Annotated in this window: 15 protein-coding genes; 12 read left to right on the top strand and 3 right to left on the bottom strand. The window is 63.6% G+C overall.

All coding sequences use genetic code 11. The features are described 5' to 3' along the window. Positions 1-8 precede the first annotated feature (8 nt). A complete protein-coding gene (locus AC1DYW_RS25770) occupies positions 9-1202 on the top strand; it encodes a TMEM43 family protein (RefSeq protein ID WP_477228061.1) in 1194 nt (397 codons plus the stop codon). A 92-nt stretch (positions 1203-1294) separates the two neighbouring features. On the opposite strand, the gene AC1DYW_RS25775 is transcribed toward AC1DYW_RS25770, so the two are convergent. Together AC1DYW_RS25775 and AC1DYW_RS25780 are read right to left on the bottom strand one after the other, a co-directional pair. Continuing rightward, the gene (locus AC1DYW_RS25775) at positions 1295-2326 is read right to left on the bottom strand and encodes a histone deacetylase family protein (RefSeq protein WP_457153709.1); all 1032 of its coding nucleotides are present in this window, start codon (positions 2324-2326) and stop codon (positions 1295-1297) included. 23 nt (positions 2327-2349) lie between these two features. Continuing rightward, positions 2350-3108, bottom strand: a complete 759-nt coding sequence (locus AC1DYW_RS25780; protein WP_477228062.1) for a TetR/AcrR family transcriptional regulator — start codon at positions 3106-3108, stop codon at positions 2350-2352. Positions 3109-3260: 152 nt separating this feature from the next. Here AC1DYW_RS25780 and AC1DYW_RS25785 point away from each other — a divergent pair, with 152 nt between their 5' ends. From AC1DYW_RS25785 to AC1DYW_RS25820, 8 genes are all read left to right on the top strand, one after another. Next, the gene (locus AC1DYW_RS25785; protein WP_457152090.1) at positions 3261-4940 is read left to right on the top strand and encodes an amidohydrolase; all 1680 of its coding nucleotides are present in this window, start codon (positions 3261-3263) and stop codon (positions 4938-4940) included. 139 nt (positions 4941-5079) lie between these two features. Continuing rightward, entirely contained in the window at positions 5080-6180 is a 1101-nt protein-coding gene (locus AC1DYW_RS25790; protein ID WP_477228063.1) for an ABC transporter ATP-binding protein, read from the top strand. Positions 6181-6182: 2 nt separating this feature from the next. Then, on the top strand, positions 6183-7103 hold the full coding sequence (locus AC1DYW_RS25795) for an ABC transporter permease (protein WP_457152088.1): 921 nt from the start codon (positions 6183-6185) through the stop codon (positions 7101-7103). Beyond that, complete coding sequence (locus tag AC1DYW_RS25800; RefSeq protein ID WP_477228064.1) at positions 7096-7896, top strand: ABC transporter permease; 801 nt, start codon at positions 7096-7098, stop codon at positions 7894-7896. The genes AC1DYW_RS25795 and AC1DYW_RS25800 overlap by 8 nt, the downstream gene beginning before the upstream one ends. 23 nt (positions 7897-7919) lie before the next feature. Beyond that, positions 7920-8954: an ABC transporter substrate-binding protein gene (locus AC1DYW_RS25805; RefSeq protein WP_457152086.1), complete on the top strand. Its 1035-nt coding sequence runs from the start codon at positions 7920-7922 to the stop codon at positions 8952-8954. 64 nt (positions 8955-9018) lie between these two features. Continuing rightward, complete coding sequence (locus AC1DYW_RS25810; protein WP_457152085.1) at positions 9019-10215, top strand: serine hydrolase domain-containing protein; 1197 nt, start codon at positions 9019-9021, stop codon at positions 10213-10215. A gap of 92 nt (positions 10216-10307) precedes the next feature. Next, entirely contained in the window at positions 10308-11489 is a 1182-nt protein-coding gene (locus AC1DYW_RS25815) for a serine hydrolase domain-containing protein (RefSeq protein ID WP_477228065.1), read from the top strand. Positions 11490-11614: 125 nt separating this feature from the next. Further along, on the top strand, positions 11615-13939 hold the full coding sequence (locus AC1DYW_RS25820; RefSeq protein ID WP_457152083.1) for a Tex family protein: 2325 nt from the start codon (positions 11615-11617) through the stop codon (positions 13937-13939). A gap of 244 nt (positions 13940-14183) precedes the next feature. Here AC1DYW_RS25820 and AC1DYW_RS25825 read toward each other — a convergent pair whose 3' ends face one another. After that, positions 14184-15152 carry a LysR family transcriptional regulator gene (locus AC1DYW_RS25825; RefSeq protein WP_457152082.1) on the bottom strand — a complete coding sequence of 323 codons (969 nt, stop codon included), beginning with the start codon at positions 15150-15152 and terminating at the stop codon, positions 14184-14186. 154 nt (positions 15153-15306) lie between these two features. On the opposite strand from AC1DYW_RS25825, the gene AC1DYW_RS25830 reads away from it, so the two are divergent. From AC1DYW_RS25830 to AC1DYW_RS25840, 3 genes are all read left to right on the top strand, one after another. After that, complete coding sequence (locus tag AC1DYW_RS25830; RefSeq protein WP_457152081.1) at positions 15307-16497, top strand: acyl-CoA dehydrogenase; 1191 nt, start codon at positions 15307-15309, stop codon at positions 16495-16497. A 111-nt stretch (positions 16498-16608) separates the two neighbouring features. Next, on the top strand, positions 16609-19968 hold the full coding sequence (locus AC1DYW_RS25835; protein ID WP_477228066.1) for a transglutaminase family protein: 3360 nt from the start codon (positions 16609-16611) through the stop codon (positions 19966-19968). A gap of 6 nt (positions 19969-19974) precedes the next feature. Then, a complete protein-coding gene (locus AC1DYW_RS25840) occupies positions 19975-22386 on the top strand; it encodes a circularly permuted type 2 ATP-grasp protein (RefSeq protein ID WP_457153363.1) in 2412 nt (803 codons plus the stop codon). Positions 22387-22423: the final 37 nt, after the last annotated feature.

Raw genomic sequence — 22423 nt, forward strand, 5'->3', positions numbered from 1 at the left:
GGGAAACGATGAGCGATTCATTTCGAGAAGTTACATCCGTCTCGTGGTTTGGGCGGATCAAGCGCGCGGTCGGTGGTGTCATCTTCGGCCTGCTTTTGATCGTGCTGATGGTGATCGGCCTGTTCTGGAACGAGGGCCGCGCGGTGCAGACGGCACGCTCGCTCGCCGAAGGGGCTGGCGCCGTGGTCTCTGTCAGCGCCGACAGCGTCGACGCCGCCAATGACGGCAGGCTGGTGCATGTCAGCGGGCCGGTGACGGCGGACAGCGGCCTGTCCGATCCGGATTTCGGTATCGCGGCGCAAGGGCTGCGCCTGTCGCGCGACGTCGAGATGTACCAGTGGAAGGAAGAGTCCAAATCCGAGACCACCAAGAAACTTGGCGGCGGCGAAGAGACGGTCACCACGTACAGCTATTCGAAGGTGTGGGACGACAGCCAGATCGACTCCTCGGATTTCAAGAAGCCGGACGGCCACCAGAATCCGCCGATGGCGATCCACAGCCGGACCTTCCAGATTCCGGAAGGCAAGCTCAGTGCTTTCACGCTCGATCAGCCGGTGCTCGATCGCATCGAGGGTGACAAGGACTATTCGCTGTCGGCCAGTCAGTCAGCCGCGATCAAGGCCGCCTATACCGGCGCCAGGCCGCTCAGCATCGTCGACGGCAAGATCTATCTCGGCGTTGACACGACGACGCCGGCGCTGGGCGACTACCGCATCGGCTACGAACTGGCGCCGCTCGGCGTGGTCAGCATCGTGGCACGTCAGGCCGGCAGCCGGTTCGAACCCTACCAGACGGTGGCAGGCGACGAATTGCTGATGGTCGACACCGGCACTGTCCCGGCCGACAAGATGTTTGCCGAAGCCGTTAGCGCAAACACGCTGATCACCTGGCTGCTGCGCGCTGCCGGCCTGCTGTTGCTGACCATCGGCTTTGCCCTGTTCCTCAGCCCGATCGGGGTGATCCTCGACGTCATTCCGTTCCTTGGCAGCATGGCGCGGATGGGCACCGGCATCATCGCCTTCTTCCTGGCGATCCTGGTCGGCACGACGACGATCGCCATCGCATGGTTCTGGTATCGGCCGGTGCTGGCGGCGGGCATCCTGGCCGCCGGCGTCATCGCGGCGGCGGCGGTCTATTATTTCGGCCGCTCACGCAAGGCAGCCGCACCGGCGGTCGTGCCGAGCACCGGCACCGCAACCTGATCGCGAGGACCCGGCAGCAACGCCGCCCGGTCCCTCGCTTTGCTTCTGCAGTCGGTGCCCCAAAATCGCTCACGCCTTTGGGGTGACGGCATTTACCTGCCCTCGAAACCGGTCAGCACGCCGACGGCGTTGACGCCGATCTCCTCGACGGCATAGCCGCCTTCCATGACGAACAGCGTCGGCAGGCCGAGCCTGGCGATGCGGCGGCCGATCTTGGGATAGTCCGACGTCTTCAGCTTGAACTGGCTGATCGGGTCCTTCTCGAAAGTGTCGACGCCGAGCGAGACGACGACGACGTCCGGCGCGTAAGCGGCAAGCTTGGCGCAGGCATCTTCAAGCGAGGCATTCCAGGCGTCCCAGTCGGTGCCGAACGGCATCGGATAGTTGATGTTGAAGCCTTCGCCGGCGCCCGAACCACGTTCATCGGCATGGCCGAGGAAAAAGGGATATTCGACCATCGGATCGCCGTGCAGATTGAGGACCTGCACGTCGGCGCGGTCATAGAAGATCTCCTGCGTGCCGTTGCCATGATGGTAGTCGACATCGAGTATGGACACACGGCTGGCGCCCTGGTCGAGGAACCATTGCGTGGCGACGGCGGCGTTGTTGATGAAGCAATAGCCGCCCATGAATCCGGCTCCCGCATGATGGCCCGGCGGGCGGCAGAGCGCGAAAGCGGATGCCTCGCCGCCCTTGACCAGGCCGGCGGCGGTCAGCGCCACGTCATAGGACGACTTGATCGCGGCCCAGGTGCCTTCGACGAAGGTGGCGCCGGCATCGAAGGAATAATAACCGAGCAGGGCGTCGATGCGCTTTGGCGGCACGTCGCCGCGCAGGCCGCGGGTCGGCCATGTGAAGGGCATCGCCGAGCCCTTGAAACCGGCTTCCACCCATTGCGGCCAGACCGTCGGCAGGAAGTCGATGTAGTCGGCCTTGTGGATACGCCTGGCGGCAGCAAGATCGTGCTCGAGCGGCAGGACGATCGGACCCAGTTTCTCGCTTTCGACCCGCGCCTTGATGAATTCGGCCCGCGAGGGCATTTCGAAACCCGGCACGATCGCAGCGGTGACCAGTTCCATCTGGCCGGCATGGCCAGCATGAAGCGGCGAATAGACAGTCTTCATGAAATTCCTCTCGAAGTGCGAAATCAGTCAAGGTTGAGATAGGGGCTCACCAGAGCGAGCCACATGGTTTCCACATCGTCCTCGATGAGGTTGTATGTCCTGCGATCCCTCTTCAGTCCGACCAGCCGGCAGGCGTGCCCGACCTCCATCATCACAAGGCCGAGCCGTTTGGCGATCTTGTCTTCAAGAACAGGATTCACATGCCGCAGCCAGGCGGCGTAAAGCGCGATGATCTGCTCGTCATATTCGTCCTGGATAGGCCTGAGATCGGCATTGCCTGAAATGGCCTCGATCACCGGCATCAGGGTCGCGTTCTCGAGATAGATACTGGACGTGTCGATAAAGAGCTTGCGCACTTCGCGCCGGAATTCTTCGCGGTTGGTGGGCCGGGGGACCTTGATACGCTTCTCGATCACTTCGGGAAAGGAGGACAGCCAGCGCCGGGCGAGGTCCAGAAGAATGGCTTCCTTGTTGGGGAAGTATTGGTAGACCGACCCGACCGACAGGCCTGCGCGCTGCGCAATGGCGAGCGTCGTCGGCGTCTTGGTTCCTTGCTCCCGCGTCAGGATCAGCGCCGCGTCGAGAATCCTGTCGACCACCTTGCTCGACCGTTGTTGGCGCGGCTGCTTGCGCGGTTCGAGCGCTATCCTGGTTTTGCGGTCGAGACTGCGCTTCACTGCCTGATGTCCCCGTTCCCCGCCCGGTCCCAACACACGGGGAGGGTGCTGTCCACAATACATTCCAAATTCCGCATGTTGACAAACGCGAATAAACAGTCGCATTCTTTATCCACGCTGTCTTCAGGGATAACAAGGGGAATTTCGAAGACAGCACGCTGGCATCGTTTTTTGTCCGTAGCGCCGCTCCAGTGGAGTGGCCGCTCGTGGGCACAGGATTGTCGGTCTCAGTCAGTCGTCAAAAGCGCGGAGTCGCGATGTCTGTCACGGGTGCGGGTCATAATGCTGATCTGATCGTCATCAACGGTCGCGTGCTGACCATGGACCATGACAATCCCGTCACAGAGGCTGTTGCCGTCAAGGACGGCGCCATCATCGCCATCGGCAGCCGCGCCTCCATCGAAGAGCTCAAGGGACCGGCCACCAAGGTCATCGACGCCAAGGGCGGTTCGGTGATCCCGGGCTTCATCGAAGCCCATATGCATCTGTTTTCAGGCGGGGCTGAACTTGCCCACCTCCAGCTCACCGGTATTCACGGGTTTGAGGCGCTGCAAAAGGCAATCCGCGACTATGCGCCGACCCAGCCGGATGCGAAAATGCTGGTCGGGCAGGGTGTCGACTACACGGTGCTCGGCAGCGAGCGGGTGACACGACACCATCTCGACGCCATTTTGCCCGATCGCCCCTTCTGCATGGCGGCGCCCGATCATCACACCATGTGGGCCAACACCAGGGCGCTGGAAACGGCCGGCATCCTGCATGGGCGCACGCTTGGCCCCGGCAACGAGATCGTCATGGGCGATGATGGCCTGGCCGGCGGCGAATTGCGCGAGGGCGAAGCCTTCGGTCCGGTGCTTGACCTTGCCGGCGAAAGCCGGGTGCGGCTGGGCCTGGCCACCGGCGGCGAGCCGGACCCGATGCCGACCGCGGCCGAGCGGGCCGCCGACCGCGATATCATGCGGCGCGGGCTTGCCTGGTGCGCGCGCCATGGCATCACCTCGATCCAGAACATGGACGGCAATCTCTATCAGCTTGAACTGCTGGCCGAGATCGAAGCCGAGGAAGGGCTGCCCTGCCGCGTGCAGATACCGTTCCACTACAAGAATTTCATGACGCTCGACATGCTCGACAAGGCGTCCGACATGGCCAAGCGCTACAACAGTGAGTGGCTGTCATCAGGCATGGTCAAGGTGTTCTACGACGGCGTGCTGGATTCCTGGACAGCGGTCATGGTCGAGCCCTATGCCGACCGTCCGGACTGGGTGGGCGAGCCGCTGTTCACGCCGCAACAATTCATCGACCTGGCTGTCGCCGTCGACAAACGCGGGCTGCAGATCGCCGTGCATTCGATCGGCGACGGCGCCGTGCGCGCGGTGCTCGACGGTTACGAAGCGGCGCAGAAGGCCAACGGCAAGCGCGACAGCCGCCACCGGGTTGAGCACATCGAGGTCACCACCACCGCCGACGTTCCGCGTTTTGCCGAACTCGGCGTCATCGCTTCCATGCAGCCGCCGCACCCGCCTGGCGCCATGGATTTTCCGCTGGAGCCGACCGTATCGCGCATCGGGCCGGCGCGCTGGCCGTTGAGCTATGCCTGGCGGACCTTGAAGGATGCCGGCGCGCGCGTGGTCTTTGCGTCGGACTGGCCGGTGTCGCCGATCGATCCGATCCTGGGCATCCGGGCGGCAGTGTTGCGCAAACCGTGGGCAGAAGGCGACCCGGACCAGAGTTTCTCGCTGCATGAATCCCTCGCCGGCTACACCGTCGAAGGTGCCTATGCCGAATTCGCAGAGCACCGCAAGGGCATGATAAAACCCGGCTATATGGCGGATCTGGTGGTGCTCTCGGCCGATATCGAGGCGACCGCGCCGGAGGCGTTGCACAAGGTGCATCCGGTAACGACGATCTGTGGTGGCAAGATCACCTATCAGGCCTGACTGTGGCATGAGGCTTGCTAGCCAAATTACGAATTGAACTGTGATTCAGTGCCGGGCTTGCCAACATACCGGCCTTGTGTTCACATCGAACAGGGGAACATTCCGCCAGCAAGAGCGGGGTCAACAGTGAGGCGTAGTCGTGCCGGATAAACCGGATCGGAATGCGATTGAAGTTGTCAAAGTAAGCAAAATTTTCGGATCAGGAGAGGGCCAAGTCGCTGCCCTCGATACGGTCTCGGTATCCATCCGCGAAAACGAGTTCTTTACGCTGCTCGGCCCGTCGGGCTGCGGAAAGACGACGTTGCTGCGGCTGATTGCCGGCTTCGACTTTCCAACCGCCGGCGAAATCCTGCTCTACGGCCAGGACATCGCGCCGCTGCCGCCCTTCAAGCGGCCGGTCAACACCGTCTTCCAGTCCTATGCGCTGTTTCCGCACATGACAGTGGCCGAGAATATCGGCTTTGGCCTGGAGATGCTGGGCAAGCCGAAGGCCGAGATCAAGGCGCGCGTCGACGCGATGTTGAAGCTGGTCAAGATGGAAGCGCTCAGCGCGCGCCGCACCAGCCAGATCTCCGGCGGCCAACAGCAGCGTGTGGCGCTGGCCAGGGCGCTCGCACCGCAGCCGAAAGTGCTGCTGCTCGATGAGCCGTTGTCGGCGCTCGACTACAAGCTGCGCAAGGAAATGCAGATCGAGCTGAAGCGGCTACAGCACGAGACCGGGATCACCTTCATCTTCGTCACCCATGACCAGGAGGAAGCGCTGACGATGTCGGACCGCATCGCGGTGATGTCGTCCGGCAGGATCCTGCAGGTCGGCTCGCCGCGCGACATCTACGACCGGCCGTCGGAACGCTTCGTCGCCGATTTCATCGGCGAGTCGAACTTCCTCAAGGCCGAGGTGGTTGGTGTCTCGGCAGGCCGCGCGACGGTAAAACTGTCGTCGGGCACGGAAATCCCGGCCTCGCTGCCGGAGGGCCTGGTTCCCAAGGGCAAGGTTACCATCGTCGTGCGCCCCGAACATGCGCAGTTGAGCGCCGCAAGCCCCAGTGCATCGCTGTCGGGCACGGTCGAGAACATCGTCTATCTCGGTACCGACACGCATTTCCATCTGCGCCTCGCCGATGGTGAGCCCTTCATCGTGCGGCGCCAGAACAGCCGTGGCACCGGCGACGGTATCGTCCAGGGCGGCAAGGTCGGCATCCTGATTGGCGGCGACGCCGCCCAGGTCTTGAAGGACTGACGATGGCGACCGCAGAGGAAGTCGCCAAGGCAGCAGAGCGGCGCGATATCCGCGACCGCTGGCTTTTGTCAGCCCCAGCACTGCTGGTCATTTTTCTCGCCGCGACCGGCCCGTTGCTGATCGTGCTTGTCTATTCGTTCCTGACGCCCGGCGCCTATGGCGACGTGAAGTGGCAGTTTTCATCCGATGCCTGGTTGTCGGTGTTCATGGAACGCGACATTTTCGACGATACGCTTTCTCTCGCGGCAGCGCATGTCACCATCTTCTGGCGCTCGATCAAGCTTGCCGTGGTGACCACGCTCGCCACATTGGCGCTCGGTTTCCCGACCGCCTATTTCATGGCGACACGAAGCGAAAAGACCAGGGATCTCTGGCTCTTCCTGATCACCATTCCGTTCTGGACCAACCTTCTGATCCGCACTTTTGCCGTGCTGCAGATCATCCGCAACGAAGGCATCGTCAACACGATCCTGCTCAAGCTCGGCATCATCTCGGCGCCGATCCAGATCCTCTTCACCGATACGGCGATCCTGATCGGCATGGCCTATGTCTATCTGCCGCTGATGGTGCTGCCGATCTACGCCAGCATGGAGAAGCTCGATTTCCGGCTGGTCGAGGCGGGCTACGATCTCTACGCGACACGCTTCAAGGTGCTGCGGAAGATCATTTTCCCGCTGGTCAAACCCGGCGTCATCGCCGGCTCCATCCTGGTCTTCATTCCAGCACTCGGCGCCTATGTGACACCAAGCGTGCTTGGCGGCGGCAAGAATATGATGCTGTCCAACCTTATCGAATTGCAGTTCGGCCAAGGCCGCAACTGGCCGCTCGGTTCAGCGCTGTCGATCGCCGTCATGATCATCGTGATGGTGGCACTGCTTGCCTATGTGCGCAATGCCGGAACGTCAGGGGTGCGTCATGGCTAGCAATTTCTCCATCAAGCATCAGCCGGGCTTTACCGCGATCGCGGCGACCTGCTTCGTCTTGCTCTACCTGCCCATCATCGTGCTGGTCGTCTATGCCTTCAATGCGGCGAACTCGACATCGGAATGGGGCGGCTTCTCGCTCAAATGGTTCCAGTCGGCGTGGCAGAACACGCAGGTCATCGATGCGACCCTGCGTTCGTTCCAGATCGGCGCCACCGCCGCGGTGTTCTCGACCATCTTCGCCACCATGGCCGCGCTCGCCACGACGCGGACGGCACCCTATCCGGGTCTGACGTTCAAATATGCGGCGATCAACCAGCCGCTGATGGTGCCCGAGATCGTCACCGGCGTGGCGTTGCTGATCTTCTTCTCGCGCATCAAGATCTTCACCGGCTATTCCGGCCTCGGCTACCTGATCGCCGCGCATACGGCGTTCTGCATTCCCTTCGCCTATCTGCCGATCCGGGCGCGGCTGGAGAACATGGATCTGACGCTGGAGCGCGCCGCGGCCGATCTCTACGCGACGCCGTGGAAGACCTTTCGCCGCATCACGCTACCGCTTTTGTGGCCCGGCATGCTGGCCGGACTGATGCTGGCCTTCGTCATCTCGCTCGACGACGTCGTCATCACCGAGTTCGTCAAATCCGGTGGCCAGGACACGCTGCCCACTTACATGCTCGGCCAGATCCGCCGTGGCGTAACACCCGAGATCAACGCGATATCGACCGCTTTCCTGCTGCTCTCGGTCGCGATCGTCACGTTGTTTTTCTTCGTCAGCAGGAAACGAAACTGAAACCAACAATGGGAGTTAGAACGATGAACTGGAAGACAACAGCGACCGCCATGGGGTTGGCGTTGCTCGCTTCGACGGGCCTGGCTCGCGCCGATGGCGAACTGAACATCTACAATTGGGGCAACTACACCAGCCCCGATGTGATCAAGAAGTTCGAGGATAAATACAAGATCAAGGTGACCATCACCGACTACGATTCCAACGACACCGCGCTCGCCAAGATCCGGCAGGGCGGCACCGGCTTCGACATCGCCGTGCCATCGCAGACCTACGTGCCGATCTGGATCAAGGAAGGCCTCCTGCTCGAAACCGATCCGGGCAAGATGGAGAACTTCAAGAACGTGGCGCCGGAATGGGCCAATCCTGAATTCGATCCGGGCCGCAAATATTCGGTGCCGTGGGCGTGGGGAACGATCGGCGTCGTCGTCAACACCGATGCCTACAAGGGGCCGGCCGATACGTGGGGCATCGTCTTCAACACGCCCGACGAGCTGAAGGGCAAGGTCAACGTCGTTCCTGAAATGAACGATGTCATCTTCGCGGCGATCAAATATGTCGGCGGCCAGCAATGCACCGACGACAAGACGGTGCTGAAGAAGGTGCGCGACCTGCTGGTGGCGGCCAAGCCGAACTGGATCGCGATGGAATACAACACCATCGAAAAGATGGTACCCGGCGACTTCAAGGCGACCAGCGACTGGAACGGCTCGGCGCTGCGTCAGCGGCTGGCCAATCCGGCCATCCATTACAACTATCCGAAGGAAGGCTTTGGCCTGTGGAGCGACAATGTGGTCGTTCTTAAGGAGGCCAAGAACGTCGAGAACGCCAAGCTGTTCCAGAACTTCATCATGGATCCGGAAAACGCGGCTGGCCTCTCGGCCTTCCACCGCTACGCCAACGCCATCACCGGCTCGGACAAATACATGCCGGCTGACATGAAGGACGCGCCGGAAGTCGTCATTCCGGCCGACGCCAAGCCGAAAGGCGAATTCCAGAAGATGTGCGCGCCGGAAACGCAGGAACTCTACACGAAGATATGGACCGAACTGCAGAAGTAATCTCTGCATGACGGACCCGGCGGCACACGCCGCCGGGTCTTTTCTTTTCCGGGAATAGCCTTTCATGGACTCCTATCGCAATTCCGATCCGCGGCCGCCGATCATGCAGGGCTCGCCGCCGGCCATGGTGCTGCCCAAGCTCGACTGGGACCGGCCGCCATGGAACCGCTGGGCGTTCCAGCATGTCAGAGAATTCCTGCCGACCGCCGAAGTCTGGCGCGGCAATGGCCATCGCCACCGCTTCGAACGCGCCGAAGTCGATCTCGACGGACAGGCGGTCGAGGACAGCACGGGCCAGCCGACGACGCTCGCCGGATTGCTCGACGAGACCTATACGGACGGCTTCCTGGTGCTGAAGGACGGCAGGATAGCCTATGAGCGCTATTTCAACGGCATGGGCGAGCGGTCGCTGCACCTGTCGCAGTCGATGGCCAAGTCGGTCACCGGCTCGGTTTTCGGCATACTGGTCGGGCGCGGCCTGATCGATCCGGCCAGGCCGGTGACGGACTACCTGCCGGAACTGAGCGTCACCGGCTGGGCGGGAGCCAGTGTCCAGCATGTACTCGACATGACCAGCGGGGTGCGTTTTTCCGAGGAATATACCGACCGCTATTCGGACATCGGCCAGGTCGATGTCGCGACCGGTTGGAAACCGGTGCCGCCGGACAGCGATCCGGCCTTTCGCTGGCCCTCGCATATGTTCGAGCTGATCCTCGGCCTCACGGAAACGATCCGCCCGCATGGCGCGGCCTTCGAATATCGCTCGATCGAGACCGATGTGCTCGCCTTCATCATGGAACGGGTGACAGGCAAGCGTCTGCCGCAACTGGTTTCGGAAGAACTCTGGCAAAAGCTCGGCGCTGATGAAAGCGCCTGTTTCACCGTCGACAGTGCCGGCTATGCGGTCGCCGATGGCGGCTTCAACGCGACGCTGCGCGACTATGGCCGGTTCGGCCAACTGATCCTCGACAATGGCGGCGGCGTGGTGCCGGCCGACTGGATCGAGGCGACGCGCAACGGCAGGCACGGGCCGGACTTCAATCCCAGCCTGCCCGAAGGCAGCTACCGCAACCAGTTCTGGATCGAGGATCCGCGCTCGCGCGCGCTGATGTGCCGGGGCGTGTTCGGCCAGATGATTCACATCGACTGGAACACAAGTATGGTCGTGGTGAAGCTTTCGACCTATCCGGATTTCAGCAATGTCGCCTATTCGGTGGCGACGGTGAAGGCCGTGCACGCCATTGCTGCGGCACTTGCCTGACAGGCTGCTTGGAAACCCACTCCGGCGGCCATCGCCGGAGCACCTTTCGAAACAGCCTCTAAGAAACCCAAAGAAATCCAGAAGGATACGCCATGACCGGCAAGACCGCGTTCGAAACCCGATACGGCTTCCGCCGCAATGAGGTTCTGCTCGCCAACTGGCGCGAAAATCCGTTCAACCGCTGGTCGTTCCAGAATCTTGGCGAACTGGTGCCGACGGCGCCGGTGGCAGCAGTGCCGGGTGGTATCGAGGCGCCGGTGCGGGATATCAGCGGCTTGCTGGGCAACAAGGTCACGATCGCCGGCGCGCCGGAGACGGTGGCTGATTTTCTCGCACGCTCGAACACCGACGCGCTGACGGTGATGAAGGGCGGCACGGTCATCGGCGACTGGTTCGCGCCGCATATGGATTTCGGCGCCCGCCATATCATCTTTTCGATCAGCAAGTCGCTGACCGCCATCGTCGCCGGCATATTGGAAGGCGAGGGCGTGTTCGATCCGGAAGCGCCGGTGACGCATTACATTCCGGAAGCCGCCGGATCAGCCTACGCCGACGCGAGCGTTCGGCATGTGCTCGACATGAGCGTCAGCCTCGACTTCGAAGAGGCCTATCTCGATCCGGAAAGCGCCTTTGCCCGCTATCGCCGCGCCACGCTGTGGAATCCGGGCGGCGGCACGGAAAGCCTGCGCGAATTCATCCTGACCTTGCAGCGGCTTGCCGAGCCGCATGGCCAGACCTTCCGCTACCGCTCGCCCAATTCCGACCTGCTCGGCATCCTGCTCGAACGTGCCTCGGGCCAGCGCTTCACCGACCTGATGCGCGAGAAACTTTGGCTGCCGCTCGGCGCCGTCAACGAAGCCTCGATCGGCGTCGACATGGAAGGCACGGCGCGCACTGCCGGCGGCATTTCGGTGACGCCACGCGACCTGGCGCGTGTCGGCGAGATGATGCGGCAAGGCGGCACGGCCAACGGCCGCCGCGTCGTGCCCGAAGCTTGGGTGCGCGATACGATTGCCACCGGCGGCAGTTCGGAAGCCTGGCAGCGTGGCGCGATGCTGCCGCTGTTCCCCAAGGGCCGCTATCGCAACAAATGGTACCAGACGGGTCTGCCGGGCGGCGCCTATTGCGGCATCGGCATCCACGGCCAGTGGCTCTATGTCGATCCCAGGACCGAAGTGGTGATCGCCAAGATGTCGTCGCAGCCGGTGCCGGTCGATGATCCGCTGGATATCGAGATCGTTGCCTTCTTCGAGGCGATGAGCCGGATGGTCTAATCTCCCTACCCGCCAATTACCGCGCGCTTTCCTGTGGACCCGCCGGGCTGATGAAAATGCGGCGGTTGGCGGACTGAACGTCTGCGCCTATGGTCGCCGCTCTTTTCGACGAGAGCAGGAACGACATGGCATCCGACATCAAGCGTATCGCAGCCATCATCGCGGCCGAGATCACGGCGCGGCCCGAACAGGCCGCGGCGGCGATCGAACTGCTCGACGAGGGCGCAACGGTTCCTTTCGTGGCACGCTACCGCAAGGAGGTGACGGGCGGGCTGGACGACACGCAGTTGCGCCTGCTTTCGGAGCGTCTGGCCTATCTGCGCGAGCTCGACGCGCGCCGCGACACCATCCTTGGTTCCATCCACGAGCAGGGCAAGCTGACCGACGAGCTTGAAGGCAAGATCGTCGCCGCCACCACCAAGGCGGAGCTGGAAGACATCTACCTTCCCTACAAGCCGAAACGGCGGACCAAGGCTGAAATCGCCAGGGAGCGCGGGCTGGGGCCGCTGGCCGAAGCCATCCTGGTCGACCGGTCTCTGGTGCCGGCCGAACTGGCGCTGACCTATGTGACCGATGAGGTGGCGGACGCCAAGGCGGCACTCGAGGGCGCGCGCGACATCCTGTCGGAACAGTTCGCCGAGAATGCCGACCTGGTCGGCAAATTACGGACCTACATGAAGGAACGCGCCTTCATGCGCGCCCGGGTGGTCGACGGCAAGCAGGAGGCCGGCGCGAAATTCTCGGACTATTTCGACCATGTCGAGCGCTGGTCGACCGTGCCAAGCCATCGCGCGCTGGCGATGCTGCGCGGCCGCAATGAAGAGGTGCTGTCGCTCGACATCGAGGTCGATGCCGATGACACGTCGCCGGTGAAGCCGGTCGAGCGCATGATCGCCAACGCCTATGCCATCGGCGGCAGCCTGCCGGGCGACCGTTGGCTGATGGAGGTGGCGGGCTGGACTTGGCGGATAAAACTGTCGCTGCACCTGACGCTCGACCTGATGCGCGACCTGCGCGAGCGGGCGGAAGAGGAAGCGATCCATGTCTTTGCCCGCAACCTGAAGGATCTGCTGCTTGCCGCCCCCGCCGGCTCGCGCGCCACGATGGGGCTCGACCCCGGCATCCGCACCGGCGTCAAGGTGGCGGTGGTCGACGGCACCGGCAAGGTGCTGGCGACGACGACCGTCTATCCGTCTCCACCCCGGAACGATGTGCGCGGCACGCAGGCGGAGCTGGCCAAACTCGTTCGCCTGCACAAGGTCGAGCTGATCTCGATCGGCAATGGCACCGGCAGCCGCGAAACCGAAAAGCTGGTGGCCGACATGCTGTCCGATATGCCGGCGGATGGCGGGCCTAAGCCGCTCAAGGTGATCGTCAGCGAGGCCGGCGCCTCGGTCTATTCGGCTTCAGCGACGGCGGCGGCGGAATTCCCAGGCCTCGACGTGTCGCTGCGTGGTGCGGTGTCGATCGCCAGACGCCTGCAGGATCCGCTGGCCGAACTGGTCAAGATCGAGCCGAAGTCGATCGGCGTCGGCCAGTACCAGCACGATGTCGACCAGTACCGGCTTGGCCGCTCGCTGGAAGCGGTTGTCGAGGATGCGGTCAACGCCGTCGGCGTCGATCTCAACACCGCTTCGGCGCCGCTGCTGGCGCGCGTTTCGGGCCTTGGCGCATCGCTGGCCGACGCTATTGTCGCGCATCGCGATGCGACCGGACCCTTTGCCAGCCGCAAGGATCTGCTCAAGGTGCCCCGCCTCGGACCTCGCGCGTTCGAACAATCCGCCGGCTTCCTGCGCATCGCCAACGGCAGCGAGCCGCTCGATGCCTCGTCGGTGCATCCGGAAGCCTATGGCGTGGCGAAGAAGATCGTCGCCGCCTGCGGCCGCGACGTGCGCTCGCTAATGGGCGACAGCGCTGCGCTGAAGGCACTCGATCCACGCGTCTTCGTCGATGAGCGTTTCGGCTTGCCGACGGTGCGCGACATCCTGGCCGAGCTGGAAAAGCCCGGCCGCGATCCACGCCCCGGCTTCAAGACCGCGACCTTCGCCGACGGCATCGACGATATCAAGGATTTGAAGCCCGGCATGCTGCTGGAAGGCACCGTCACCAATGTCGCGGCCTTCGGCGCCTTCGTCGATATCGGCGTGCATCAGGACGGGCTGGTGCATGTCTCGCAACTCGCCGACCGTTTCATCAAGGACGCGCATGAGGTGGTCAAGGCCGGCGACGTGGTCAAGGTGCGCGTCGTCGATGTCGACATCAAGCGCAAGCGCATCGCCCTTTCGATGCGCAGGGATGGCGGAGAAGGTGGTGCATCGCGCAGCGGGCCGCGCGACACTGGCGGCGGCAGACCAGCGCCGCGTTCGCCTGCGCCGCAGCGCCAGCCGGAACGGCCGGCGCAGCAAGGCGCGTTCGGCGCGGCGTTGGCCGATGCGTTGAAGCGGAAGTAGCGGTTCTTCTCGCTCCGCCAAGGTCGGCGCCGCCCCTCATTGCCCTGCCGGGCATTTCTCCCCGTATAGTGACGGGGAGAAATGGCTGGCCGCATCGCCGTCACTCTTCTTGAAACGCTGGCGATTGGTGAAATCGCCAAAGACAGCCCCCTCTCCCCGTCACTATACGGGGGAGGATGCCGGCAGGCAGGTGAGGGGCGGCGCCACCGCCCGCAAAAGCCGCCAGTACTCAAGGCTTTCCGCTCTATCTTGCTTCCAGCCGATCAAACACCTGCTCCGCGGGGATGCCTGGGCCACTCTCCACACCTTTGCGAATGTCCTCGCGCAACCCGACGTGCATCAGCAGCCAGTCGCGAAAACTGGCGACCGGCGGGTGGTCGCGCTTGTCGTGCGGTACGACGAGATAATAGGCGCTGCGGCTTTGCATCGGCAGGCCGGGCGCGGGCACCAGCTGGCCGCGCTGCAATTCGCCAGCGATGAGGATCAGCGGCAGAAGCGCCACGCCGAGCCCCGCCATGCAGGCTTGGGCGGCGGTGCCGAACTGTTCGAACTGCATGCCCGGTCCGGTCGGCGCGCTCAGGCCCTGGTGTTCGAACCATTCGGTCCAGGCGCCGGGGCGCGTCGTCATGTGCAGCAGCGGCAAGCGGCCGATATCCGCCGGTGCGGCGATGGCGCGGCCGGCGAGGAATTCGGGCGACACGACCGGCGCCACCGTTTCGCGCACCAAGAGCGTCGAGTCTGCCTCCGGCCAGTCCGGCAGGCCGTAGTGGATGGCGGCATCCAATCGTTCGCGGGCGAAGTCGAAGCGGCCGACGCGGGTGACGAAGTTGATAGTGATATCGGGATTTTTTTCGACGAAATCGGGGATCATCGGCATCAGCCAGCGCGTGCCGAAGGTTGGCAAAATAGCAAGGTTCAGCATGCCACTATGCCGATTGCTCATCAATCCAAGGGAGGCGTCACGCAATTGGCCAAGCGCCGACCGCACCGCTTCGGCGTAGATTTCGCCTGCCATCGACAGCCTGACATTGCGGCTGTCGCGTTCGAACAGCCGGCGGCCGAACTGGTCCTCCAACAGCCTGATCTGCCGGCTGACTGCGCCCTGGGTCAGATCGAGTTCCTGGGCGGCGGCGGTGAAACTGCCGAGGCGGGCCACCGCCTCGAAGGCGGCAAGGGCACTTGTGTTAGGTAGAAGGCGGCGCTGGACACTCATGATCGATTACTAACGCTCATTGATCGGCGAAGCAATTTCGTTTGATTTTTTCAGGCCGCGGGTCGATAAGCCGGGCCAAGATTTTGCTTCATGCATGTCGTCATCCCAAAACCGCTGACACTTTTGGGCGACCTGCATCAGTTGGGAGAGAGCCATGGCCGCCGACAAGAATGTATTCGTCTGGGAAGACCCGTTCCTGATCGAGAGCCAGCTTTCGGAAGACGAGCGCATGGTGCGCGATGGTGCCGCTGCCTTTGCCGCCGACAAGCTCGCGCCCCGGATCGAGGACGCCTATCTCAACGAGACGTTCGACACGGCGATCTTTCGCGAAATGGGCGAGGCCGGCCTGCTCGGCATCACCATTCCCGAGGAGTTTGGCGGGCTTGGCGCCAACTACGTGACCTACGGGCTGGTCGCGCGGGAAGTCGAACGTGTCGACTCGGGTTACCGCTCGATGATGAGCGTGCAGTCGTCGCTGGTGATGTATCCGATCTACGCCTATGGCTCGGATGAGCAGCGCAAGAAGTACCTGCCCAAGCTCGCCAGCGGAGAATGGATCGGCTGTTTCGGCCTGACCGAGCCGGATGCCGGCTCCGATCCGGGCGGCATGAAGACTCGCGCCGAGAAGACGGCCAACGGCTACAAGCTCTCCGGCTCGAAGATGTGGATTTCCAACTCGCCGGTCGCCGATGTGTTCGTCGTCTGGGCGAAATCATCGGCGCATGACAACCAGATCCGCGGCTTCGTGCTGGAAAAGGGCATGAAGGGGCTTTCGGCGCCGAAGATCGGCGGCAAGCTGTCGCTGCGGGCTTCGATCACCGGCGAGGTGGTGATGGAAGGCGTCGAGGTCGGCGAGGACGCGCTGCTGCCCAATGTTTCCGGACTGAAAGGCCCGTTCGGCTGCCTCAATCGCGCCCGCTTCGGCATTTCCTGGGGTTCGATGGGGGCCGCCGAAGATTGCTGGCATCGCGCCCGCCAGTACGGTCTCGACCGCAAGCAGTTCGGCAAGCCGCTGGCCGGCATGCAGCTTTACCAGAAGAAACTCGCCGACATGCAGACCGAGATCGCGCTTGGATTGCAGGCGAGCCTGCGCGTCGGACGGTTGCTCGATGAAGGCAAGATGGCGCCGGAAATGATCTCGATCGTCAAGCGCAACAATTGCGGCAAGGCGCTCGACATCGCCCGCCAGGCCCGCGACATGCATGGCGGCAACGGCATCCAGATCGGCTACCACGTCATGCGCCACGCGCAGAACCTGGAGACGGTCAACACCTATGAAGGCACGCATGACGTGCATGCATTGATCCTGGGAAGGGCGCAGACGGGCCTGCAGGCGTTTTTCTAAGCCGGCACACCTGCTTAAATTAGGTGCACCGCAACATCTCTGCTTGGAGAATGGCCGCCATTTGTGTCAGGGTTCAGCGAATTCGTTTGAAACGCTGAATTCCGGGGCCCCATGGCAATTCTGGCAGCTGTCTACCATCTGACCCACTACAAATATGACCGGCCGGTGGTTCTCGGGCCGCAGATCATCAGGCTGCAGCCGGCGCCGCATTCCCGCACCAAGGTGTTGAGCCATTCGCTCAAGGTCGAACCGGCTAACCATTTCGTCAATCTGCAGCAGGACCCCTACGGCAACTTCCTCGCCCGTTTCGTTTTTCCCGAGCCGGTGACGGAACTGAAGATCGAGGTCGATCTCGTCGCCGACATGACGGTCTACAATCCGTTCGATTTCTTCGTCGAGCCGTCGGCCGAGGCGTTTCCGTTCGAGTATCCGGAAGAGATCCGCGACGATCTCGCCATTTACCGCACCCCGGAGCCGGCCGGTCCGCTGCTTTCGGCTTTGCTCGGGACCATCGACCGCAGCGCAAAGAACACCGTCAATTTCCTCGTCGATCTCAATGCCCGGCTGCAGCGCGAAATCGCCTATATCGTGCGCATGGAGACCGGTGTGTTCTCGCCGGAAGAGACGCTGGCCGCGAAAAAAGGCTCGTGCCGCGATTCAAGCTGGCTGCTGGTGCAGATCTTGCGCAATCTCGGCATCGCCGCGCGCTTTGTCTCCGGCTATCTGATCCAGCTCAAGCCGGATCTCGTCGCGCTGGATGGACCGCCTGGAACCGCCGTAGACTTCACCGATCTGCATGCCTGGTGCGAGGTCTATCTTCCCGGCGCCGGCTGGATCGGCTTCGATCCGACCTCCGGCCTGCTCACCGGCGAGAGCCATGTGCCGCTCGCCGCCACGCCGCATTTCCGCAACGCAGCGCCGATTTCCGGCATGGCGAGCTTTGCCAATGTCGACTTCGGCTTCGAGATGCGGGTCGACCGCATCGCCGAACATCCGCGCATCACCAAGCCGTTCTCGGATGAAAGCTGGCAGGCGCTCGATGCACTCGGCAACAAGGTCGATGCAGCACTTGCGGAAGGTGACGTGCGGCTGACGATGGGCGGCGAGCCGACCTTCGTCTCGATCGACGATTTCGAATCCGCGGAGTGGAACACCGCTGCCGTCGGACCGACCAAGCGCGAGAAGGCCGATGCGCTGATCCGACGGTTGCGCGAGCGCTTCGCGCCGGGCGGCTTTCTCCACTACGGCCAAGGCAAATGGTATCCGGGCGAGAGCCTGCCGCGCTGGACCTTCTCGCTCTACTGGCGCGCCGATGGTGAACCGGTTTGGAGCGACCCGTCGCTGATCGCGCGCGAAAAGAGTGAGGCCGATGTCGGGCCGAAACAGGCCGAAGACCTGCTGACGGCGATTGCCGGGGAACTCGGCATCGAAAAATCCATGGTCAGCGAAGCCTATGAGGATCCGGCCGAGTGGCTGCTCAAGGAAGGCAAGCTGCCGGACAATGTCGATCCCTCCAACTCCAAGCTGGAGGATCCGGAAGAGCGCAGCCGCATGGCGAAAGTCTTCGAACGCGGGCTGACCAAGCCGTCCGGCTATGTACTGCCGGTGCAGCGCTGGAACAGCCAGGCGTCGGGACCGCGCTGGCGTTCGGAAAAGTGGAAGACGCGGCGCGGCCGGCTGTTCCTGGTGCCGGGCGATTCTCCGGTCGGCTATCGCTTGCCGCTCGGCACGCTTCCCTATGTGCCGCCGGCGCAGTTCCCCTACATCGTGCCGGTCGATCCCTCGCTGCCGCGCGGCCCATTGCAGGCGCGCGAGGCGATCCTGCCCGTAGCGGCTCCGGCCGAACTCGAAGGCGCCGATGAAATGGCGCGCCGCCAGCAGGCGGTGTCGTTCACCGCGGCAAGCGGTCAACAGGACCGGGTCGAGCAGGAAATCACCGAGATCGGCGGCGCGGTGCGCACCGCACTTTCGGTAGAGCCGCGCGACGGCCGGCTCTGCGTGTTCATGCCGCCGGTCGAGGCGCTCGAAGACTATCTTGAACTGGTGGCGGCTGCCGAGAATGCAGCGCGGACCATCGGTCTGCCGGTGCATATCGAAGGCTATGGCCCGCCGCACGATCCGCGCCTCAACGTCATCCGCGTCGCACCCGATCCCGGCGTCATCGAAGTCAACATCCATCCTGCCGCCAACTGGCAGGATTGCGTGGCGACGACGACAGCGATCTACGAGGAGGCGCGGCAGACCCGGCTTGGCGCCGACAAGTTCATGATCGACGGACGCCACACTGGCACCGGCGGCGGCAATCATGTCGTGGTCGGCGGCGCGACACCCAATGACAGTCCGTTCCTGCGCCGGCCCGATTTGTTGAAGAGCCTGGTGCTGCAGTGGCAGCGGCATCCGTCGCTGTCCTACCTGTTCTCCGGCCTGTTCATCGGCCCGACCAGCCAGGCGCCGCGCTTCGACGAGGCGCGTCATGACTCGCTCTACGAGCTCGAGATCGCGATGGCGCAGGTGCCGCATCCCGACCAGGGCGCGGCACCCTTGCCGTGGCTGGTCGACCGGCTGTTCCGCAACCTGTTGACCGATGTCACGGGCAATACGCATCGCTCGGAAATCTGCATCGACAAGCTGTTTTCGCCGGACGGGCCGACCGGCCGGCTCGGCCTGGTCGAGTTCCGCGGCTTCGAGATGCCGCCCAATGCGCGCATGAGTCTGGCGCAGCAGCTCTTGGTCCGTGCCATTATTGCCCGCGCGTGGAAAAACCCGCTCGACGGCCGCTTCGTGCGCTGGGGCACCTCGTTGCATGATCGTTTCATGCTGCCGCACCATGTCTGGGCGGATTTTCTCGACGTGCTCGACGATCTCAAGCTCAGCGGCTTCGAGTTTCGTCCGGAATGGTTCGATGCCCAGCTCGAATTCCGCTTCCCGTTCTGCGGCGAGGTCCAGCATGCCGGCATCAAGCTGGAGCTGCGGCAGGCGCTCGAGCCTTGGCACGTAATGGGCGAGCAAGGGGCGATCGGCGGCACCGTGCGCTTCGTCGATTCCTCGGTCGAACGGCTGCAGGTCAAGACCGAGGGGCTGAACCCCGAGCGTCATGCGGTGGTCTGCAACGGCCGCATCGTGCCGATGAAGGTCACCGACAACCGCGAGGTGGCGGTGGCGGGCGTCCGCTTCAAGGCGTGGCAGCCGGCTTCGGGACTGCATCCGGCGCTGCCGGTCAACACGCCGCTGGTGTTCGACATCTATGACCGCTGGTCGGGCCGCGCGGTCGGCGGCTGCGTCTACCATGTCGCGCATCCCGGTGGGCGCAACTACGACACCTTCCCGGTCAACGGCAACGAGGCGGAGGCACGGCGGCTCGCCCGCTTCGAACCGCGCGGCCATACGCCGTCCTTCTATGTGCTGCGTGAGGAACAACCGGCGGAAGATTTCCCGATGACGCTTGACCTTCGGCGGCCGGCAAGACTCTGATCAACGATGGCAAAGGGGAATCACAAAAGGGTACGCGGCAAGCCGCAGATCCACAGCCTGCTGGAGCACTACCAGCCGATCGACGGCGTCGTCGACGAGATGGTCGATGCGTCAGGCACTCCCCGTCCGGTCTGGAAGCACTTCATCGAGGCGCTCGACGAACTTGGGGCTGAAAAGCTTGGCCAGCGCTTCGCGCGCGCCGACCAGTATCTGCGCGACGCCGGCGTCTATTACCGCGTCTATGACAAGGCCGGCGCCAATGAGCGCGAATGGCCGCTGGCGCATATTCCCCTGCTTATCGAGGACAGCGAGTGGGCCGCGATCAGCGCCGGCCTGGTGCAGCGCGCCGAACTGTTCGAAGAGACGATTGCGGACATCTACGGGCCGAACCGGCTGGTCGAAAAGGGCATCCTGCCGGCGGGGCTGATCGCCGCCAGCCCGGAATATTTGCGGCCAGTGGTCGGCACCAGGCCGGCTGGCGGGCATTTCCTGCATTTCTGCGCGTTCGAACTCGGCCGCGGGCCCGACGGCCAATGGTGGGTGCTGGGCGACCGCACCCAGGCGCCATCCGGCGCCGGCTTTGCGCTGGAGAACCGCGTCGCCACCACACGCGCGCTGTCCGATATCTACGGCGAGATGCATGTGCACCGCCTTGCCGGCTTCTTCCGCCGTTTTCGCGATGCGTTGATCGGCATGGCCAAGGAAACCGACGGCCGTGTCGCCATCCTGACGCCGGGGCCGCTCAACGAAACCTATTACGAACACGCCTATATCGCCCGCTATCTCGGTATCATGCTGCTCGAAGGCGAGGATCTGACCGTCTCCGGCGGCAGGCTGATGGTGCGCACGGTCTCCGGCCTGATGCCGATCAGCGTGCTGTGGCGGCGGCTCGACGCTGCCTTCGCCGATCCGCTCGAACTGCGCCCGGATTCGCAGATCGGCACGCCAGGCCTTGTCGAGGCGATCCGCCAGGGCGCGGTTGCGACCGTCAACGCGCTTGGCTCCGGCCTGATGGAAACACGCGCGCTGCTCGCCTTCCTGCCCAAGATCTCGCGCGCCTTGCGGGGCGAGGAATTGCTGCTGCCGAGCGTCGCGACGTGGTGGTGCGGGCAGGCGACGGAACGCGCGCATGTGCTGGCCAATATCGACCGCATGGTGATCGGTCCGGCGCTATCGACACGGCTTGCCTTCGAGGATGACAACCAGACGAAGCTCGGCTCGGCGCTTTCCGCCGGGGAGCGGGCTGAGCTGGTGGCGCGCATCGAAGGTGAAGGCGGCGCCTTCGTCGGCCAGGAAGCGGTGACGCTTTCAACGACACCGGTCTTTGTCGGCGGCTGGCTGGAGCCACGGCCGGCGAGCCTGCGCGTCTATCTGGCGCGCACGCCCGAGGGCTGGACGGTGATGCCGGGCGGTTTTGCCCGCGTCGGCCTGTCGCTCGATCCGACGGCGATCGCCATGCAGCGTGGCGGCCAGGCTGCGGACGTCTGGGTGGTCAGCGACAGACCGGTGGAGCGCGAGACGCTGCTGCCGCAAGAAGGCGACAGCTTCATCCGCACCAGGCCGGGCAGCCTGCCCAGCCGGGCGGCGGAAAACCTGACCTGGCTCGGCCGCTACATCGAACGCTCGGAAGACACGGTGCGCATCCTGCGCGCCTATCATGTGCGGCTCGCCGAGACCTCCGATCCGGACATGCCGCTGCTTGCCGACATCAGGGATTATCTCGAACCTTTCGGCATCGACGTCGAGACGGCGATCCCGTCGGGACTGATCGGCACGCTGGATAGCGCCGTCTACAGCGCCGGGCAGATCCGCGACCGGTTCTCACCCGATGGCTGGCTGGCGCTCAAGGATCTGTCGAAGACCATCCATCAGTTCGCAACCACGGTGGCGCCCGGCGACGACGCGACACGGGCCATGACGGTCATCCTGCGCAAGCTCGCCGGCTTCTCCGGCCTGCTGCATGAGAACATGTACCGCTTCGCCGGTTGGCGTTTCCTCGAGATCGGCCGGCGGCTGGAGCGCGGCATCCAGATCGCCCGCACGCTGTCCCGGCTGACCGGCGCCAAGGCGCCGGACGGCGCGCTCGACATGATGCTGGAGATCGGCGACAGCGTGATGACCCACCGCCGGCAATATCCGGTGCAGGCCGGCCGGCGCACGGTGGTCGATCTCCTGGCGCTCGACCCGCTCAATCCGCGCTCCATCCTGTTCCAGCTCGAAAGGCTGAAGGCAGAGATCGGCCTGTTGCCGTCGCTCGGCGGCGAGGGGCACATGTCGCCGGCGGCCAAGGAGATCCTGCAACTCAACACCCAGATTGCCATCAAGGAGCCTTCGGACATGACGGCCAAGGCGCTGGACGATCTCGCCTATGAAATCGGCGGCCTCTACAACAGCCTCGCCAAAGCCTATTTCGGCTAGGCAGGTTCCGCAAAAGGGTCACATGGTTTTGCGACAA

This window comes from Mesorhizobium sp. P2_D5, from assembly GCF_056404355.1.

Excerpts from the sequence above, each read along its gene's own strand:
- AC1DYW_RS25825 (WP_457152082.1), bottom strand. The coding sequence starts at position 15,152 with ATGAGTGTCCAGCGCCGCCTTCTACCTAACACAAGTGCCCTTGCCGCC.
- AC1DYW_RS25805 (WP_457152086.1), top strand. The coding sequence starts at position 7,920 with ATGAACTGGAAGACAACAGCGACCGCCATGGGGTTGGCGTTGCTCGCT.
- AC1DYW_RS25770 (WP_477228061.1), top strand. The coding sequence starts at position 9 with ATGAGCGATTCATTTCGAGAAGTTACATCCGTCTCGTGGTTTGGGCGG.
- AC1DYW_RS25785 (WP_457152090.1), top strand. The coding sequence starts at position 3,261 with ATGTCTGTCACGGGTGCGGGTCATAATGCTGATCTGATCGTCATCAAC.
- AC1DYW_RS25780 (WP_477228062.1), bottom strand. The coding sequence starts at position 3,108 with ATGCGACTGTTTATTCGCGTTTGTCAACATGCGGAATTTGGAATGTAT.
- AC1DYW_RS25835 (WP_477228066.1), top strand. The coding sequence starts at position 16,609 with ATGGCAATTCTGGCAGCTGTCTACCATCTGACCCACTACAAATATGAC.
- AC1DYW_RS25775 (WP_457153709.1), bottom strand. The coding sequence starts at position 2,326 with ATGAAGACTGTCTATTCGCCGCTTCATGCTGGCCATGCCGGCCAGATG.
- AC1DYW_RS25810 (WP_457152085.1), top strand. The coding sequence starts at position 9,019 with ATGGACTCCTATCGCAATTCCGATCCGCGGCCGCCGATCATGCAGGGC.
- AC1DYW_RS25815 (WP_477228065.1), top strand. The coding sequence starts at position 10,308 with ATGACCGGCAAGACCGCGTTCGAAACCCGATACGGCTTCCGCCGCAAT.
- AC1DYW_RS25830 (WP_457152081.1), top strand. The coding sequence starts at position 15,307 with ATGGCCGCCGACAAGAATGTATTCGTCTGGGAAGACCCGTTCCTGATC.
- AC1DYW_RS25840 (WP_457153363.1), top strand. The coding sequence starts at position 19,975 with ATGGCAAAGGGGAATCACAAAAGGGTACGCGGCAAGCCGCAGATCCAC.
- AC1DYW_RS25820 (WP_457152083.1), top strand. The coding sequence starts at position 11,615 with ATGGCATCCGACATCAAGCGTATCGCAGCCATCATCGCGGCCGAGATC.
- AC1DYW_RS25800 (WP_477228064.1), top strand. The coding sequence starts at position 7,096 with ATGGCTAGCAATTTCTCCATCAAGCATCAGCCGGGCTTTACCGCGATC.
- AC1DYW_RS25795 (WP_457152088.1), top strand. The coding sequence starts at position 6,183 with ATGGCGACCGCAGAGGAAGTCGCCAAGGCAGCAGAGCGGCGCGATATC.